Below are 16,115 nucleotides of genomic sequence, written 5' to 3'. Positions count from 1 at the left end.
CATGTTATAATGTTTGGCATGTGAAAAGAGGGAAGTCAACATGAACGATCTGCAGCAAACCCGCATTACGTTTCGGCAGCTGCTTGCCTTCTTTGTTCCCCTCGGAATGTCGGCGAGCCTTGTAACGATCTCCCATGTCATTATTAACAGCACGCTGGCGCGCGCAGCCTCTCCCGAAATTGTCATCGCAAGCTACGCCCTGCCGATGAGCATTCTGGGTATTACCGAGCGACCGGCGGTCCTGCTGCGGCAGACGTGCTCCGCCCTGGTGCGCGATCGCCTCTCGTTCCGCGCTTTGACATCGGTCAGCCTTTATGTTCTCGGGGCCATCTTCCTCATCGGCGCATTCATCAGCTACACCCCCGTCGGACCGTGGGTGTTTTTGCGTTTGTTCGGGGTCGACGCTGCGATGGTCGAGCCGATGGTGGAGGTGTACCGCGTCTTGATGTTCGTCAGCATTTTTTCGGGAATCCGCTGCATGTTTCACGGCATTATTATTTACAATATGCGGACCAAATGGCTGACGATCGGCATGGCGATACGGCTTGCCGGAATGTACGCGCTCTCACTTTATTTTATACGGACGGGCGTCACTAGCGGAACGGTCGGCGCGGTCATCTTCCTGACGGGGATGGTCATCGAAGCCGCCGTAAGCCTCTAGGAAGGAAGGGCTTTGTTAAAAAACGAAATTCCGGAGAAGCAGCCGGACCATCCGATCGAGAAGCCTTCGCAGGTGTTCCGGTTTTACCGGCCGCTGTTGTACTCGTCGGTTATTGCGGTCATTTCGGGACCGGCGATCAACGCCTTTCTCGGAAAAACGACGGACTTGAAGCTCGCCATCGCCTCGTTTGCGATCGCCGCCAGCCTCACGAACCTGGTGCAAAGCTTTTTCTCCTACATACATCAGATTGTGCTGAACTTTTACCGCAAAGATGCGGCTTCCGTGGTCCGCTTCACCCTGATGCTCTCGCTCATCCCGAGTCTGCTGATCGCCTTGCTCGCTTATACGCCGGCCGGCCCGTGGTTCATGCAGCACGTGATGGGCGTTAACGAGCGGTTGATGCTAGCAAGCCTGTCGACGCTCCGCGTCTTTATGCTGATGACGCTCGTGTTCCCGTGGCTTGATTTCGGCAACGGACTGCTGATGCTGCGCAGTCTGACCAAGGTGATGGTCTGGTCTCAAGCCGCAAACGTGTGCGTTACGCTGCTGGTTCTTGTGCTGTGCGTAGCCCGGACTCCGGGCTGGAACGGCATGATCGGCGCCTTGGCTCAATCGCTCGGCGTCGCGGCGGAAGCGGCGGTCGTCTGGGCCGTACTGCGCTCGGCTCTGCGGGCGGACGAAGCCATTCCAAGGCCGTTGCCGGATGCGAACCGAAAACCTAACGAATCGAGTGAAAGCTTATGAGTATGTCCAAACCTCCGCGCAACGAGGTCGTGCTGCGCAGTTTTACATTTACGTATTACATGACGATGGCCGTGATCACGTCGTTCTTTCCTTTATATTTCCAATCGAAAGGCTTTTCCACACTGCAAATCGGACTTTTGTATTCGGTCGGGCCGATGATCGGCATCTTCTCGAACTTATTTTGGGGCGTGGCCAGCGACAAGGTCCGCAGCGTAAAAAAGATTTTGAACGTCATTTTTATCGGACAGCTGTTGATGGCGGCTTGGACGTTTCACACCGATACGTTCGGGCTTCTGATGGTGTTGATGGCCGCCTTCTTCTTTTTCCAGTCGCCGACGACCTCGCTGACCGACAGCTTGATTCTGCTTACCGTGAGCCGGAACGGCAAAAGCTACGCGTCCTTCCGTGTCTGGGGCTCGATCGGCTTCGCCGTCGCCGCCCTCGTGTTCGGCCAGCTGCTCAAAAGCTACGGCGCCGGTCTGACCGTGGTGCTGTGCCTCGGCACGATCGCCTGCTCCCTGCTGCTGTCGTTCCTGCTTACGGATACGCGGGACGCCAATGTGAAAAAGCCGGACTTTTCCGGGCTTCTCCCGATCGTCGGTTCCCGGTCTTTTCTCGCGTTTCTGCTTACAGTACTGACGGTTTCCATCGCCCACCGGATGAATGACGGCTTCCTCGCCTTGTTCTTGCAGCGGCTCGGCGGAGACCAATCCGTCGTCGGCTGGTCGTGGATGGTGTCGGCGCTCAGCGAAATTCCGGTTTTCTTCCTGCTCAGCAAATACGGGCACAAGCTGAAGGAGCTGCCGCTGCTGGCACTCTGCTGTCTGGCTTATGCCGTACGCTTCCTGCTCATGAGCCTGGTGGATAACCCGATGTGGGTCATTGCCATTCAGATGATGCATTCGGTCACGTTCGGCGTGTTTTTGTTTACGACCATCCGGTACATTCAGAGCGTGGTTCCCGATCATTTCCGGGCCAGCGGCCAGGCGGTCTTTGCGATTACATGGTCTGGGCTCGCCGGGCTGCTCAGCGGCACGATCGGCGGTTGGGTGTTCAACAGTTGGAGCCCGCACGCCTTGTACGCGGTCGGCTCCGTGCTCTCGTTTGTCGCCATGCTCGGATTTCTTGCCCTTTACGTCAAAGCGAAGAGCGTTGCGGAAGGGGCACAGCAAGATTCATTGCAATAGCTGCAGGATTGGCCGCCTTGGCAAACGTCTATTCTCAAGGACGTTCCGGCGGCTTTTTTTGCCTGCGACTCTTAAAGTTTTCTTAACTTTTCAGCTTTTTCCACTTCTGAATGGAACGCTCGTCTATACTGAATTAGAAAAATTCGACAACGGAGGGGTTATGTGCTTGCGGTAGAACATTTGTCACACAGCTTTCGCAGCGGCAGCGAGAACACGCCTGTCCTGCACGATATTGACTTCCGGGTAGACAAAGGGGAAATGATCGCCCTGCTCGGCAGCTCCGGCTCAGGAAAGTCGACGCTGCTGAACCTGATGGCCGGCTTGATGAAGCCGACGTCCGGAAGCATCCTGATCAGCGGCCAGGCGATCGAGAAAATGAGCGAAAACCGGCTTGCGGAATTCCGCCGGACGCATATCGGCTTTATTTTTCAATCGTACGAATTGATTCCGCATTTGACCGTTCGCGAGAACGTCGAGCTGCCGCTTGTCTTTCAAGGCCTGCGCGGCAAGCATCGACGGGAAGAAGCGGTGTCGCTGCTCGCCAAGGTGGGCCTCGGGGAAAAGACCGAGATGTTCCCCTCACAGCTGTCCGGCGGGCAGCAGCAGCGGGTCAGCATCGCCCGTTCGCTCATTACGCAGCCGGCTATCGTGTTCGCGGACGAGCCGACCGGGAACCTCGATACGAAGACGGAGAAAGAAATTATCGATCTGCTGATCGATTTGAATCAGACGCTCGGCATCACCTTTGTCATCGTTACCCACGAGCTGGAGGTCGCCAAGCGAACCCGGAGAGTCATTCAACTGCGCGACGGGTACCTGGTCGAAGACGGCGCATGGGCAGGTGACACGGAATGAAGCTGATCGATTATTTTAAGCTCGGCTGGGATCAGCTCAAACGGCGCGTCGTCGTCACCCTGCTGTGTACGATGGGCATTGCCATCGGCTCCGCTTCCATCGTGGTCGCCCTCTCCTTCGGCGAGTCGATCAACCAATACAGCCGGACGCAGATGAGCCTATACCTGAAATCGGACGAGATTACGGTAACCAGCGGCGGCCGCGCCGAAGGAGCCGATCCGAACGATCCGAACAGCGCGAAGCCTTACGAGCTAACGAAAGCCAAGATTGGCATGATGCGCACCTTTCCGCATATTAAGGCGCTGGCTACCTATCGGACATTAAACCAGTTCGAATATGAAGTGGACAGCAAAAAAGGCTATATCGATCAAATCTTCGCCACCGAGCTGGACACGCTGCCTGCTTTCGGCTATGAACTGCAGCAAGGCGGACCTTCGGAACAGGAGAACACGATTATTTTGAGCTACGGGGCGACGATGGGGCTGTTCGACAGCCAAATATCCAAAGCCCGTCAGCAGCAGCTCCAGAGCATGAGCGAACGCGATGCCCGGAATGCTTGGCGGGAGCAGCAGTATATCGCATATCCCGTATATCAGAAGCAAATCGTGCTGAAGCCGCAAATTTACCGCTCGAACGACGTCGGGGAAACGGTAGACATCCAAATCCCCGTCCGGGTCGTCGGCATCCTCAAGAAGCCGGAGGGCGTTCCCGACGATATGCTGATTCATCAAAAGACGGCGTTCGTATCGCCGGCGCTCGGCAAGCGGCTTCAGGAAGCGATCATTCAAATGAACGGCGGCAAGGTCAAGGAAGATAAAAACTCCTCGCAAACGGCCGAGTATAACGAGGTCAAAATTAAGGTGGACGGCAGCGCCCATGTGAAAGAAGTTGAGTCGCTGCTCAAGAAGCTGAAGCTCACCGTGCAGACGAATCTTCACCGCGAAGAAAGCATGCAAAACGAGCTGCTCATCGTCCGGCTGATCTTCGGCGGCGCGGGCATCTTTATTTTGTTCGTCGCCTCGATCTCGATCATCGTCGCCATGACGATGTCGACCTATCAGCGCAGGCGGCAGATCGGCATCATGAAGGTGCTGGGCGCCAACCTCGGCCAAATCCGCAACATGTTTATGGTCGAATCGGCGCTGCTCGGGCTGCTTGGGGGCCTGGTGGGCATTCTGGTGTCGTATTGGGTCATTTGGGGGATCAATATCGCCATCATGCTGTTTGCGCCTCCAAGGTCGGGATCTCAGGCGGAAATTTTGTTTATTAGTCCCTGGATTCTGCCGGTCGGTCTGTTCTTTGCCATCATGACCGGCGTGCTCTCCGGCATTTATCCGGCCATCAAAGCGTCGCGCACGGACGCGCTGACCGCCATCAAACGAGACTAAACGTTTAGGAGTTATGCAGCTATGAAAAAAAGAACTTGGTTAATCGCCGTAAGCGCAGTGCTTGTTGTCAGCGTGACGGGGCTGTTATATTGGCAAAGCCGGCCGCAGAACGCATCCCGTCCGGCGGTTTCGCAAACAACGAACGCATTGAAATTCAAAGCCGTCCGGGAGGATCTGGCCAACATTGTCGAGGTGAAAGGAAAGTCCTCCTATCAAAAGGAGACATACATAAACGCTCCGTTCGGCGCCTATGTCGCGGCGTGGTCCGCCAAAGACGGCTCTCAAGTGGCCAAAGGCGACGTGCTGTTCCGGCTTGACGACACGGAGCTCCGCAACGAAATCGCCCAGCTTCAAGCGAACGCCAAGAAGCAGGAAATGGACATACGCTTGAGTCAATTTCAGGAAAAAACCGGCATCGCCGATGCGGACACCGAGGGCATTACCGAAACGGACGCCAAAAAGCGCTTTGCCGCGTCGGAAAGCCGCAAAATGCAAAACGAGATTACGCGGGTTACTCTTGAGCATACCCGTTCGCAGCTCGCGGAAAAAACGAAGAAGCTGCAAGCCGCCGGCTTTGCGGCCCCGGAAAACGGCATTTTTCTATTCGAGGGCACCAAGGAGCCGAAGTCGGTGAAGGACAACGAGCGGATCGGCAAAATCGTCGATTTGACGAAGCTGCAGCTGATTTGCAACGTCGGCGAATACGACTTGTTCCGCATCAAGGAAGGTATGGATGTCGAGGTGCGCGTCGATGCGCTGAAGGATGTCAAGCTGAAGGGCAAGGTCGAGCGTCTGTCCAAATTCGCCAAGGCCGGCACCGGCAGCAGCAGCGAGTCCTCGAACACGACGGCCGCCCAGTTCGAGGTTACGATCTCCCTGGAGCCGAACGAACGGCTGATTGCCGGACTCAGCTTGACCGCCTCGATCCAAACGGATAAGAAAGGCGGCGCGCTGGTCGTGCCGACGCTGACGATTCAACGGGATAAAGACGACTATTACGTCATGGTCGAAGCCGCTGATGGCAGCTTGGAGAAACGCATCGTCAAAATCGGCCTGGAGACGCCGGAAAAAACGGAAGTGCTAAGCGGCCTGAACGAAGGCGAGTCCGTCGTGCTTCAATAACTCCTATTCCACTCCACCGTACCTTCGGGTGCGGTTCTTCATTTTGGCAAGAAATCTGCCGAACGGATCAGCTTAATCCAGTAAAATTGTGATGAAACCGTTTATTTTGAATTTTCACAGCCCTCTTGCCATACGGTTGTCATTTTCATGCAGCGCCGTTATAATGGAAAAGAGCTTTTAGTACCAAGTCCTAAGAAATACCGCAAGTCACTAAGAGAGGATGACCCGCTAATGACCGATACATCTACACTGTCCTACCATGAATTCAAAACGATCGCGCTTGACCGTCGCAGCATCCGCAAATATACGGATCAGCCCGTTGCCGTCGAAGATATTCGCGAAATCATTGATTGCGCCCGTTACGCCCCAAGCGATACAAACTCCCAAACGTGGGAATTCATTGCCGTGATGAATCGCGACAAGATTAAAGAAATCGAGCAGATTACTTGGGAGCAGCTGCACCGCAGAGCTGCCGAGGCGGAGCAGCGCGGCCTGTCCAAGGAAGGCCGCTTGCTGACCAAGTCGTTCGGACCTTACGCTACGGCTTTCTCGAATGCGCCGGTACTGATCGTATGTCTCGCAACACCGTACAATTCCAAGTTCCGGGAGCGTATCTTCGATCCCGTCGAGCTGGTCGACGATGCAGTATGGGCGGAAGAAGGCATCAAAAGCAGCTGCCTCGCCGCACAAAACCTGATGCTGGCCGCACATGCCCGCGGACTTGGCACATGCCCGATGACCGGTCCGGTGCTGCTCGCTCAGGACCAGCTTCGCGAATATTTGAACATTCGGCCGGAATGCCAGATCAATATGGTCATTGCCCTCGGCTATCCTTCCGAACGGCCAGCCCGCCTGCCGCGCAAGGAAATTGACGACATCCTTCATATCGTCGATTAATGACGGAAACGTTAAAAAACGCCTCGGACCCATATCGGGATCCGGGGCGTTCTTTGCATGCTCCCATCGTAAAAAAGTATCATGTCCTAGTCTGCCACCGCTCCCCGATCCGTTCGAAAGCTTGTCCAGAGGCGCAAAAAAAGCGGTTCCTGGAACGATGATTCCAAGAACCGCCTTGTTGGCTTTTCATTTGGCATTGAAACTTAAGTAAACTATCTAACGATGAGATGAAAACCGCCGCAGCGGTAAGTTTTCTTGCGAAATCAAGAAGCGAATTCAAGAAGTTTTCATCGTTTTGATTTCTAAAAGAAAGCTTATATCAAAACCCGCCAACCGATTGTCGACCGGGCATCGTAGTTAGTTTCGTCTTACAGTTTGTGAACGTTAGCCGCTTGCGGACCACGGTTGCCTTGAACGATTTCGAACTCAACCGATTGGCCTTCTTCCAAAGTTTTGAAGCCGTCGCCTTGGATTGCGGAGAAGTGTACGAATACGTCGTCGCCGCCTTCTACTTGAATGAAGCCGTAGCCTTTTTCTGCGTTAAACCATTTTACTGTACCTTTCAATGAAAACAACCTCCTAGATGTATCGCCATCAAGGGCGAATGGTTCAAGTATATCACCCTTATCAGGATAAATCAACAAGACCTAAATTATACGCAGCCTTATTTTTGTACGCGCAGCAGCTCTTTGGAACCGGGAATAAAAGGTAACTCGGAGAGCTCCAAAGACGCCTCGAATCCGGCCATCCGCAGCTCTTCCAGAAGCCGGTCCAGCATCGGATATCGATCCCATTGCAGCGTGATGACGGGATATACCCGCACCTCTCCGCCCGCACGGCACACCCTTAGCAGCTCACGCAGCGCGCGGGTGTGAAAGTCATAGTCGAATTGCTCATGGTACAGAAATAAAAAGTGGCTGCACAGCACAAGCTCGAACGACTCGTCTTCATATGGAAGATGAGGCAGCTTGGCTGCCGTATACTTGCTTCCTTCGGAAGATTGCGCATAATCGTCGGCGAACCGCCTCATAGACGCCTCACGCATCGCACGATGCCGATTCGGGTCGCCGTAGAACGTCCAATCAAAGCTCTCCCGCAGCTTGGTCAGCTTTCCGGTCGACACTTCGATTTCCGTCATCCCGTGGCGGTAAATTCCTTCTGCCGACAGCACGTACATCGGATCGGCCGCTACGGCCGCGAATCCACGGGCAGCAGCTTCCGCTACAAACGACGAAGCTCCTGCGGCCACGTCCAAAATCGGCCCTGCCTCCAGCAGCTCCGGCCTCAGACTAAACATGCGTTCGTACTCGGCAAACGACCGGCAGGTCATTGCCACTCCAATCTGCTCATACCCTCTGCTCATCCTTCTCCGCTCTCCTCTGCTCATGTATTGAATAGCTTGGCCCCCACCCGCCCTTCGGCCGATGCTGGAGCTTATTGGCATTTTATCACGGTCTATGGTGATTGACAATCGCAACATGGTTGCCCGCTTGGTTGAAGCCAAGATCAATTCATGCTAAGGTAGAGGTAGCGATGGCTCTCTCATCGCCCGCAACCATTGGAATAGAAAGAGGTAACAGCCTTGAAAAATCAGGGGATTAAAAAACATACGATCTACAAAAAAGACAAATGGAACATGCTGACGGTCGAGGTCAACGGAAAGCAGTTGATTTTAAGAGAAATTTCCGACCAGTGGGGCGAGGATTGCCACACGTTTCTCAGCCGTCCGGAGATGATGCATTGGGTGAACGAACGCTTCTCCAAGGAACGGTTCCAAGGTACCGACGAAGAGCTTGAGAGTATAATGGAAGCTTTCCGTCAAGTTTAATACGAAATTGGACATAATTTTGCTTGACGCCCGGCTTGTCCATTCGTTATAATGAGGGCAATTACATAAGGATGTCCTCCAAAGGGGAGTAGCTGTCACAGTAAAGTCGTCAGTTCGGGTTCTGGGAAGAGCCCCGGCTTTATTGGCAACGAAACGTTGTTAGCAAGACCTTTGCCATTGAAGTAAAGGTCTTTTTGGTGGAAAAATGACCTGTACCGATATGGTAGAGGTCATTTTTGTGTAAAAAAACTAACACCAACAACAACGTAAAAAGGAGTGGTAGGACATGGAATGGTTGTCCGTAGAATTTCTTCTTGCCCTGTTGAACATTGTCTTGATCGACCTCGTGCTTGCCGGGGACAATGCCATCGTCATCGCACTCGCAGCGCGCAATTTGCCGAAAGAACAGCAAAAAGGCGCAGTCCTCTGGGGAACGGTCGGTGCCGTTATCATTCGTGTCATTGCTACACTCGCCGTCGTTTGGCTGCTGAAGCTGCCTGCCCTACTGCTCATCGGCGGAGTCGTGCTAATCTGGATCGCCTACAAGCTGCTGGTGGACAAGAAAGACCACGCTATTGAAGCGAGACCGCAGCTCTGGCCTGCCATTCGTACAATTATCATCGCGGACGCGGCCATGGGCTTCGACAACGTCATGGCGGTCGCTGGCGCTTCTCACGGCAGCTTCCTTCTGGTCGTGCTCGGCCTCATTATCAGCGTACCAATTATGGTATGGGGCAGCACTATGTTTATCAAGCTGCTGGAAAAGTTTCCTTGGATCATCTACATCGGTTCCGGCGTACTCGCTTATACCGCGGGTTCGATGCTGACGGGAGACCCACTTGTGAAGGAATGGTTTATCGCTAACCCGATCGTGAAGTGGGGCTTGGTTGCCATCATCGTTCTGGGTGTCCTCCTGGCAGGCTACTGGAAGAAGATCTACGGCTCCTTGGTATCCATTAACGAGAGCGGCCACCTGACCATCCCGCCCGATCTGGAGCAGGGAGCGGACATCCAACCGAACGATAATTTCGAAGCGAAGCGCGATGAAAAAGGACGCATGATTTTGGTGAAGTCGCGAGGCTGAGCGGGTTGCGGAAACTCGGATATGCAGGGGGCTGCGAGTCAGAAGTAACTGACTCCGGCCGCTGTTGACAATGGGTTAAATGAATTGGATATTATGGTAATAACCGTTGTCAAAGGCGGCACGCAAGCTCTCCGACAGTTATTCTGCTCTCCGTCTCCGCTTATCGCGGTTATTACCTGCAAAAAATCAGCCTCGCGGCTTAAAGTGAGGTAATGCAGCAAAGCCGGCACATTCCACTAGTGCCGGCTTTGTTGCGTTTAAGTTCAAATTTTCGCATGCGGAACGGGGATTGCTGCGGTGCGGACGTCGATCAGCGCGGGCTTGCTGCCGATCAGCGCCTTAGTAAGAGATTGCTCGAATTCGGCGGCGCTCGACGCCCGATAGCCGGAGCCGCCGCAGGCTTCGGCGATGGCCGCGAAATCGGGCGGCTGGAGCGCGCTGCCGGTCAGGTTCATGCCAGCGACGTTCATCCGGTCCTGCTCCATCGCGTAAGCACTGTTGTTGAAAACAACGAGTACGATTGGGAGCTGCTGCTCGGCTGCCGTTTGAAATTCCATCAGCGTCTGGACGACTCCCCCATCCCCTGCTACGGCAATCACTTGACGGTCGGGATAGCAGAGCTTGGCGGCTATTGCCGCCGGTAAAGCAAAGCCGAGCGTCCGCCACCGGCCGGAAATCAAAATATCCTGCCCCGCCTTGGCTTGAAAGATTCGATTGAACCATAGCGTATGATTGCCGGTGTCGACGGCGACGATCGCGTGGTCCGATACGTGATCCGCAATCGTCTTCATGACACGTTGCGGGGGTATCGGCGTGCCATCGGCCCGGGCCTCGTCCTCGATCTGCCGTTTCCAGCCCGTACAAACATCGCGAACCCGGGCGCGCCAGGCGCTGCGGTCTTTGGCCGAGATATGCCCGGCAGCGGCGAGTTGGGGTACAATCTGCCCGAGGTCACCGACAACGCCTTTATGCAGCGGATGACCTAGACCGATCGCTTCCCGGTTCCAATCGACCTGAACGATCCTCGCCTGCGTCGGCACGTAATCGTCCGGCCACCATGTCGCGCCGAGGATGACGATCAGATCGCTCTCGGCCAGCAGGACGCTGGACGCCTCGCTGCCGGCCTGACCAAGGCCCCCCGCATAGCATTCGTGGTCGTTCGGAAACAACGGCCGGGCGGGCAGCGTGGTGATGACGGCGGCAGACAGCTTCTCCGCGAGCTGAAGGACATCCTCCGCTGTCTGCTTCACGCCGCGGCCAATATACAGGACCGGCCGCTCGGCCGAAGCGAGTATGGCTGCCAATTCCGCAATCTCGCTGTCGGGAGCGGCCAGTGGTTGATGCAGATGGGCCGAGTACGGCTTTATCCCGCCTTTTACCTTCACCGGGTACAAGTCCTTCGGGATGGACAGATGGGTCACCTGCCCTTGGAGCAAACCGCGGACGAGCGCCTGTTCCATCAATTCGGGCAGTGCGTCCGCATTCGCGACTAGTTCGGATTTCCCCGCGATGGCGGCATTGAGCTTTTGCTGGTCAACATACTGCTTGGTCCGGGTGCCGATGTTCGCCGTTTCGACCTGTCCCGACAACGCCAGCACCGGCGCCCGATCCATAGCGGCATCGGCTAGGCCGTTCAACATGTTCGTGACGCCCGGGCCGCTTGTTGCCAGGCATACGGCCGTCCTTCCCGTCAGCTTGGCTTCGGCGGAAGCCATCAGCGCGGCGGCGCTTTCATGCCTGCAAGACACGTACCAGATCGCGTTCTGTTTTCCGAGCTCATCCAATAAACTTAAATTGGCGTCGCCGATCACGCCGTAGATCCGCTCAACCTTCCAAGCCTTCAGCTGCTCCAGAACGAACTGCGATACGGATAAGCCTGCGGCGGGTTGATTCATGTCGGCAAGCACCGGGGGCGCAGCAGCATCCGCAAGTGTGGTAGGGCTCATGGGAATCACTCCTTTCGCTTTCCGGTATAGCGTTCCCGCTGGAGCGTTTCCCATTGCATTTTTTTCATGAGGAGTTAAAGGAAAACCGCCCGAATTGGCGAACATAGACAGTAAGAGGTGATAGGCTTTGAGCAATGGTGCATCGATCTTGACGTTCATGATTATTTCGTTTTCGCTCGCGCTGATCTTAATCATGAAGAAAGATTCCCTTCCGGCGAACGTGAAACGGCCGCTGGCCATTTTGGCGCTGGTGATGGTATCGTTTTCGTTCGTGCTGATGATCTTTAGTTTTTTTTCCGGCGCGAAGTAAGCGAATAGACTTCTTTCCTTGAATTCCCTATACTTATATTTAACCCGCGCTCCGGCCATACTAACTAGAGCTTTCCAACGGACCCATAAACAGCTTGGAGCGTGAGCGAGTAATGCGATTGTTGCCGTTGCTGCTGTCCGGCGTGCTGCTCTCCGGTGTTGTGATCGGATCGGCGGCGGCTGCGAATCAAGCGGCTAAACCATTTCATTTGACAAGGAGGGCTCCCATGAATCAAGTACCGAAGCGGAGCGACGTTCCTGCGGAACACCGTTGGAACCTGGAGGACCTTTATCCAAACCAGCAGGCCTGGGATCAAGAGCATCAAGAAGCGAAAAACGCGCTGAAGGAAATCGGCCGTTTTCACGGCAAGCTGAACGACCCGGCGGCCATCAAGCAGTGCTTTGAGCTGGAGGATAAAATCTCCCTACATACGGAACGTCTGTACGTCTACGCCAACATGAAGCATCACGAGGACATGGCGGACCCTACATATCAGGCCTTATCCGATAAATCGAAAAGATTAAGCGTCGAAGCCGGTGAAGCGACCTCGTTTATTTCCCCGGAAATTTTGAGCTTGTCGGACGACCAACTGCAGAAGCTGGTGAACGATCCCCAGCTCGCCTTCTACAAAAGGACGCTCGAAGAGCTGATTCGCGAAAAGCAGCACGTGCTCAGCAAAGCGGAGGAGGCGCTGCTGGCCCAAGTCGGCAACCTGTCGCAAGCACCAAGCACGATTTACGGCATGATCAACAACGCGGATATCAAGTTCCCGAAGGTGAAAAACGAAAAAGGCGAAGAAGTCGAGCTCACGCACGGCCGCTACATCCAATTCCTCGAAAGCCGCAACCGCGACGTCCGCAAGCAAGCTTTCGAAGTGATGTACGCCACCTATGCCAAGCAAAAGAACACGATCGCTTCGACGCTTGCCGCCAATGTGACGAAAAATATTTTTTACTCCAAGATCCGCAAGTACCCTTCCACGCTGGAAATGTCGCTGTTCGGGGACAACATCAAGAAGGAAGTGTACACAAACCTGATCGACACGATTCACGAGTCGCTGCCGCTCATGCACCGCTATATGGAGCTGCGCCGCAAGCTGATGAAGGTCGACAAGCTGCATATGTACGACCTGTTCGCTCCGCTGGTCGAAGAATACGACCTGGAGATTAACTACGAGGAAGCGAAAAAAACGGTCAAGGAAAGCTTAAAGCCGCTCGGCGAAGCGTATTTGAAGACCCTGCAGGAGGGCTTCGAAGGCGGCTGGATCGACATCTACGAGAACGAAGGCAAGCGCAACGGGGCCTACAGCTGGGGCGCATTCGGCACCCATCCGTACGTACTCCTGAATCACAAGGACAACCTGAACAGCATGTTCACGCTGACGCATGAGATGGGCCACGCGCTCCATTCCTACTCGTCGGACGCGAATCAGCCTTACCGCTATGCGCAGTATACAATCTTCCTTGCGGAAGTCGCATCCACGCTGAACGAAGCGCTACTGATGGATTACCTGCTGAAGAAGTCGACGGATAAGAAAGAAAAAATGTACCTGCTCACCTACTATATGGACCAGTTCCGGACGACGGTATTCCGGCAAACCATGTTCGCCGAGTTCGAGAAAATCATTCACGAAAAAGCGGAGCAAGGCGAAACGCTTACCCCGCAGCTGTTGAGCCAAATCTACTACGATCTGAACGTGCAGTATTACGGCAAAGATATGGCGGTAGATCAGGACATCGAGATGGAATGGGCGCGCATCCCTCATTTCTACAACAGCTTCTACGTGTACAAATACGCTACCGGCTTCTCGGCGGCGACCAGCTTCGCGAAGCAGATTTTGGACGAGGGCCAGCCGGCCGTCGACCGTTACCTCGGCTTCTTGAAAAGCGGGAGCAGCGACTACTCCATCAATATCTTGAAGAAGGCAGGCGTAGATATGTCGACGCCGGAACCGATCAAACAGGCGATGAGCGTATTCAAAGAGCTTCTGGAGCAAATGGAAGCGCTGGCGAAGTAAGTCGCCGACGCAGGCTGAGTCCGGTATTGCCCGGCTCAGCCTTTTTGCCCTTCATGCAGCAGTTAAAAGGAGACGATTTCGATGAGAGCCCAATGGATGTTGATCAGCACGTTGCTTTTTGCCCTTATTACCGCGGTATTCGCCGTTATTAACGTGGAGCCCGTCCGCGTCAATTTTTTATTCACCCAAGCCGACATCCCACTCATTCTGGTCATTCTGGGATCTACCCTACTCGGCGGCTTGATCGCCTTCCTGATCGGCTTGTTCCGCCAGATCAAGCTGCAGCGTAAGATCAAGCAGCTTGAGAAACGGGTGAACGAGGCGTCCTCCGAGCAAGCTCTGGCCGTTACCGAAGACGCGGACAGCCGGTCGTTCCTTGCAGCGGATACGGACGTGGAACATACGGAAGACGGAAAGAACTCAAGCAAATAACGGTTTCTGCCGATCGTTTTTTTTAAATAGTCAAGAAATAGTAAAATTTATATTAAATCTGCCATAACCTTTCCATCCTCATTGATCAAAAACTCCACTTTCATTAATATAGTAAGTGCGAGTTTGGAACGATTTTCCTAGTTACTAGGACGTAATCCATGCAGGAAGGATGCCGGCAGCATGGTTGATCAATGGACGAATGCAGAACAAACCCAATTATATTTCAGCGCGTTTAGGCTATCCACAAGCGGTATGGCTTTCTTCTCGGAAGAAGGCCTATTTCTTCGTGTCAATCCTGCATTCGGCAAGCAAATCGGCTATCCCGAAGAGGCGTTGAACGGCATGCCTTGGGAACCTGTTATTCATCCCGACGATAGAGAGCAGATTCATAGAATATTGAAAGAGCTGGCCGACGGGACGTCCGTATCTCGGCCGTTCGAAGCAAGGCTGATCCGCAGCGACGGCACGCTGGTCCCGTGCTCCGTCACGGCGCCCGTCGTTCCCCGGCTAAACGGATGGCCGACTTCTCTGTTCGTCCAAATTCTGGAGAGCGATGCACAGAGCCGATTCGCGGCGCCGGCCCCCGGGCAGGAAACGATATGTGAGACGAACGGAACAGGCCGCGATTCTCTCTACCAGACTCTCGTAGAGCAAAGCACAGACGTTGTGTCGATGCACGATTTGTCCGGCCGTATTTTGTACATTTCCCCTTCTTGCCGTGTTCTGCTTGGGTACGAGCCCGAGGAATTGATCGGGACCAGCGCCTACGATTTGTTTCATCCCGAGGACTTGACGAAAATCCCTGGAATTACGTCCCCTATGGAGACGGCGCCGAATTTGCCTTTGAGCTCGTACCGGATTCGCACGAAAAACGGCGGTTATGTCTGGTTCGAAACAAGCGGACGAATTACAGGGGACGAACACGATTCGGGAAACGGACAGACGGTGATCTGCACCTCCCGGGACATCTCTTCGCGCAAGCAAACGGAACAGCAGCTGATGAAAACCAACGAGTTGCTGCAAAAAATTTCTTCGATCGACGCGCTGACCGGGCTCGCCAACCGGCGGTTTTTCGATGAACGGTTTGCCAAGGAATGGCGGCATGCCATGCGCTTCTCCACGCCGCTTTCCGTTATACTGCTCGATATCGACTATTTCAAGCGGTATAACGATACCTATGGACATCATGACGGCGACGCCTGCCTCCAATATGTGTCCGAAGCGATGCGGCGCGCAGCCAAGCGTCCGGGCGACATGATAGCAAGATACGGCGGCGAGGAATTCGTGATCGTGCTGCCGGTTACGGACGGCCGGGGCGCGCTTTACGTGGCCGAGCGAATGCGCTCGGAGGTGGAACTACTGCGGATCCCTCATCGCGGCTCTGCCGTCTCTTCCTTCGTCACCGCGAGTCTGGGAGTTGCCACGATGATTCCTGTTCGCGATGTCTCACCGCGGGAGCTAATTATCCGCGCGGACAAGGCGCTCTATCGGGCCAAGCAGGAAGGGCGGAATCGGGCAATAGCTTATTGCGACGAATAAATCGGCACACCGCTCTTTTTCTTTTTGGAAAAGAGCGGTTTTTGATGAAACAATTTCTTCGAGGAGCGCGTCAGTAGGGGTGAACAAGAAGATATTTCAATTAGG

The 16,115-nt window shown here is 54.5% G+C and carries 14 protein-coding genes and 1 pseudogene; 12 read left to right on the top strand and 3 right to left on the bottom strand.

Annotated elements, in window-relative coordinates; genetic code table 11:
• Positions 1–40: 40 nt before the first annotated feature.
• The 6 genes and pseudogenes from ET33_RS09790 (at position 41) to ET33_RS09765 (ending at position 6,854) form a co-directional block, all read left to right on the top strand.
• Positions 41–1,405 (top strand): annotated as a pseudogene (locus tag ET33_RS09790) (multi antimicrobial extrusion protein MatE).
• Positions 1,402–2,592, top strand: a complete 1,191-nt coding sequence (locus ET33_RS09785) for an MFS transporter (protein WP_036680076.1) — start codon at positions 1,402–1,404, stop codon at positions 2,590–2,592. Before ET33_RS09790 ends, ET33_RS09785 begins: the two are co-directional and overlap by 4 nt.
• Positions 2,593–2,754: 162 nt before the next feature.
• Positions 2,755–3,447, top strand: a complete 693-nt coding sequence (locus tag ET33_RS09780) for an ABC transporter ATP-binding protein (protein ID WP_036680074.1) — start codon at positions 2,755–2,757, stop codon at positions 3,445–3,447.
• Positions 3,444–4,835 (top strand): ABC transporter permease, encoded by a 1,392-nt coding sequence (locus ET33_RS09775; protein WP_036680072.1) that lies wholly within the window; start codon positions 3,444–3,446, stop codon positions 4,833–4,835. Before ET33_RS09780 ends, ET33_RS09775 begins: the two co-directional genes overlap by 4 nt.
• Before the next feature lie 21 nt (positions 4,836–4,856).
• The gene (locus ET33_RS09770; RefSeq protein ID WP_036680070.1) at positions 4,857–5,957 is read left to right on the top strand and encodes an efflux RND transporter periplasmic adaptor subunit; all 1,101 of its coding nucleotides are present in this window, start codon (positions 4,857–4,859) and stop codon (positions 5,955–5,957) included.
• A 231-nt stretch (positions 5,958–6,188) separates the two neighbouring features.
• The gene (locus tag ET33_RS09765) at positions 6,189–6,854 is read left to right on the top strand and encodes a nitroreductase family protein (RefSeq protein WP_036680067.1); all 666 of its coding nucleotides are present in this window, start codon (positions 6,189–6,191) and stop codon (positions 6,852–6,854) included.
• A 368-nt stretch (positions 6,855–7,222) separates the two neighbouring features.
• Here ET33_RS09765 and ET33_RS09760 read toward each other — a convergent pair whose 3' ends face one another.
• On the bottom strand, positions 7,223–7,420 hold the full coding sequence (locus ET33_RS09760) for a cold-shock protein (RefSeq protein WP_036680064.1): 198 nt from the start codon (positions 7,418–7,420) through the stop codon (positions 7,223–7,225).
• Positions 7,421–7,518: 98 nt separating this feature from the next.
• Positions 7,519–8,217: a class I SAM-dependent methyltransferase gene (locus tag ET33_RS09755; RefSeq protein WP_036680061.1), complete on the bottom strand. Its 699-nt coding sequence runs from the start codon at positions 8,215–8,217 to the stop codon at positions 7,519–7,521.
• Positions 8,218–8,490: 273 nt separating this feature from the next.
• On the opposite strand from ET33_RS09755, the gene ET33_RS09750 reads away from it, so the two are divergent.
• Positions 8,491–8,682, top strand: a complete 192-nt coding sequence (locus ET33_RS09750; protein ID WP_050900449.1) for a hypothetical protein — start codon at positions 8,491–8,493, stop codon at positions 8,680–8,682.
• Between the two features lie 286 nt (positions 8,683–8,968).
• Entirely contained in the window at positions 8,969–9,766 is a 798-nt protein-coding gene (locus ET33_RS09745) for a TerC family protein (RefSeq protein WP_036680060.1), read from the top strand.
• Between the two features lie 263 nt (positions 9,767–10,029).
• Here the strand turns inward: ET33_RS09745 and ET33_RS09740 are convergent, their stop codons facing one another.
• Positions 10,030–11,712, bottom strand: a complete 1,683-nt coding sequence (locus ET33_RS09740) for a thiamine pyrophosphate-binding protein (RefSeq protein WP_051775226.1) — start codon at positions 11,710–11,712, stop codon at positions 10,030–10,032.
• Positions 11,713–11,839: 127 nt separating this feature from the next.
• Here ET33_RS09740 and ET33_RS09735 point away from each other — a divergent pair, with 127 nt between their 5' ends.
• The 4 genes from ET33_RS09735 to ET33_RS09720 all read left to right on the top strand — a co-directional run bounded on the left by ET33_RS09735 (position 11,840) and on the right by ET33_RS09720 (position 16,010).
• On the top strand, positions 11,840–12,022 hold the full coding sequence (locus ET33_RS09735) for a hypothetical protein (protein ID WP_010491482.1): 183 nt from the start codon (positions 11,840–11,842) through the stop codon (positions 12,020–12,022).
• A gap of 226 nt (positions 12,023–12,248) precedes the next feature.
• Positions 12,249–14,039, top strand: a complete 1,791-nt coding sequence (gene pepF, locus ET33_RS09730; protein WP_081890273.1) for an oligoendopeptidase F — start codon at positions 12,249–12,251, stop codon at positions 14,037–14,039.
• An 81-nt stretch (positions 14,040–14,120) separates the two neighbouring features.
• Positions 14,121–14,471 carry a LapA family protein gene (locus ET33_RS09725; protein ID WP_036680058.1) on the top strand — a complete coding sequence of 117 codons (351 nt, stop codon included), beginning with the start codon at positions 14,121–14,123 and terminating at the stop codon, positions 14,469–14,471.
• A 180-nt stretch (positions 14,472–14,651) separates the two neighbouring features.
• Complete coding sequence (locus ET33_RS09720; protein ID WP_051775225.1) at positions 14,652–16,010, top strand: sensor domain-containing diguanylate cyclase; 1,359 nt, start codon at positions 14,652–14,654, stop codon at positions 16,008–16,010.
• Positions 16,011–16,115: the final 105 nt, after the last annotated feature.

Origin of the sequence: Paenibacillus tyrphae (assembly GCF_000722545.1) — a bacterium.
In the GTDB taxonomy this organism is placed as follows: Bacteria; Bacillota; Bacilli; order Paenibacillales; family NBRC-103111; genus Paenibacillus_G; species Paenibacillus_G tyrfis.
Note: the sequence above shows the minus strand (reverse complement) of the source record. Positions and strands in the feature narration are given on the sequence as shown.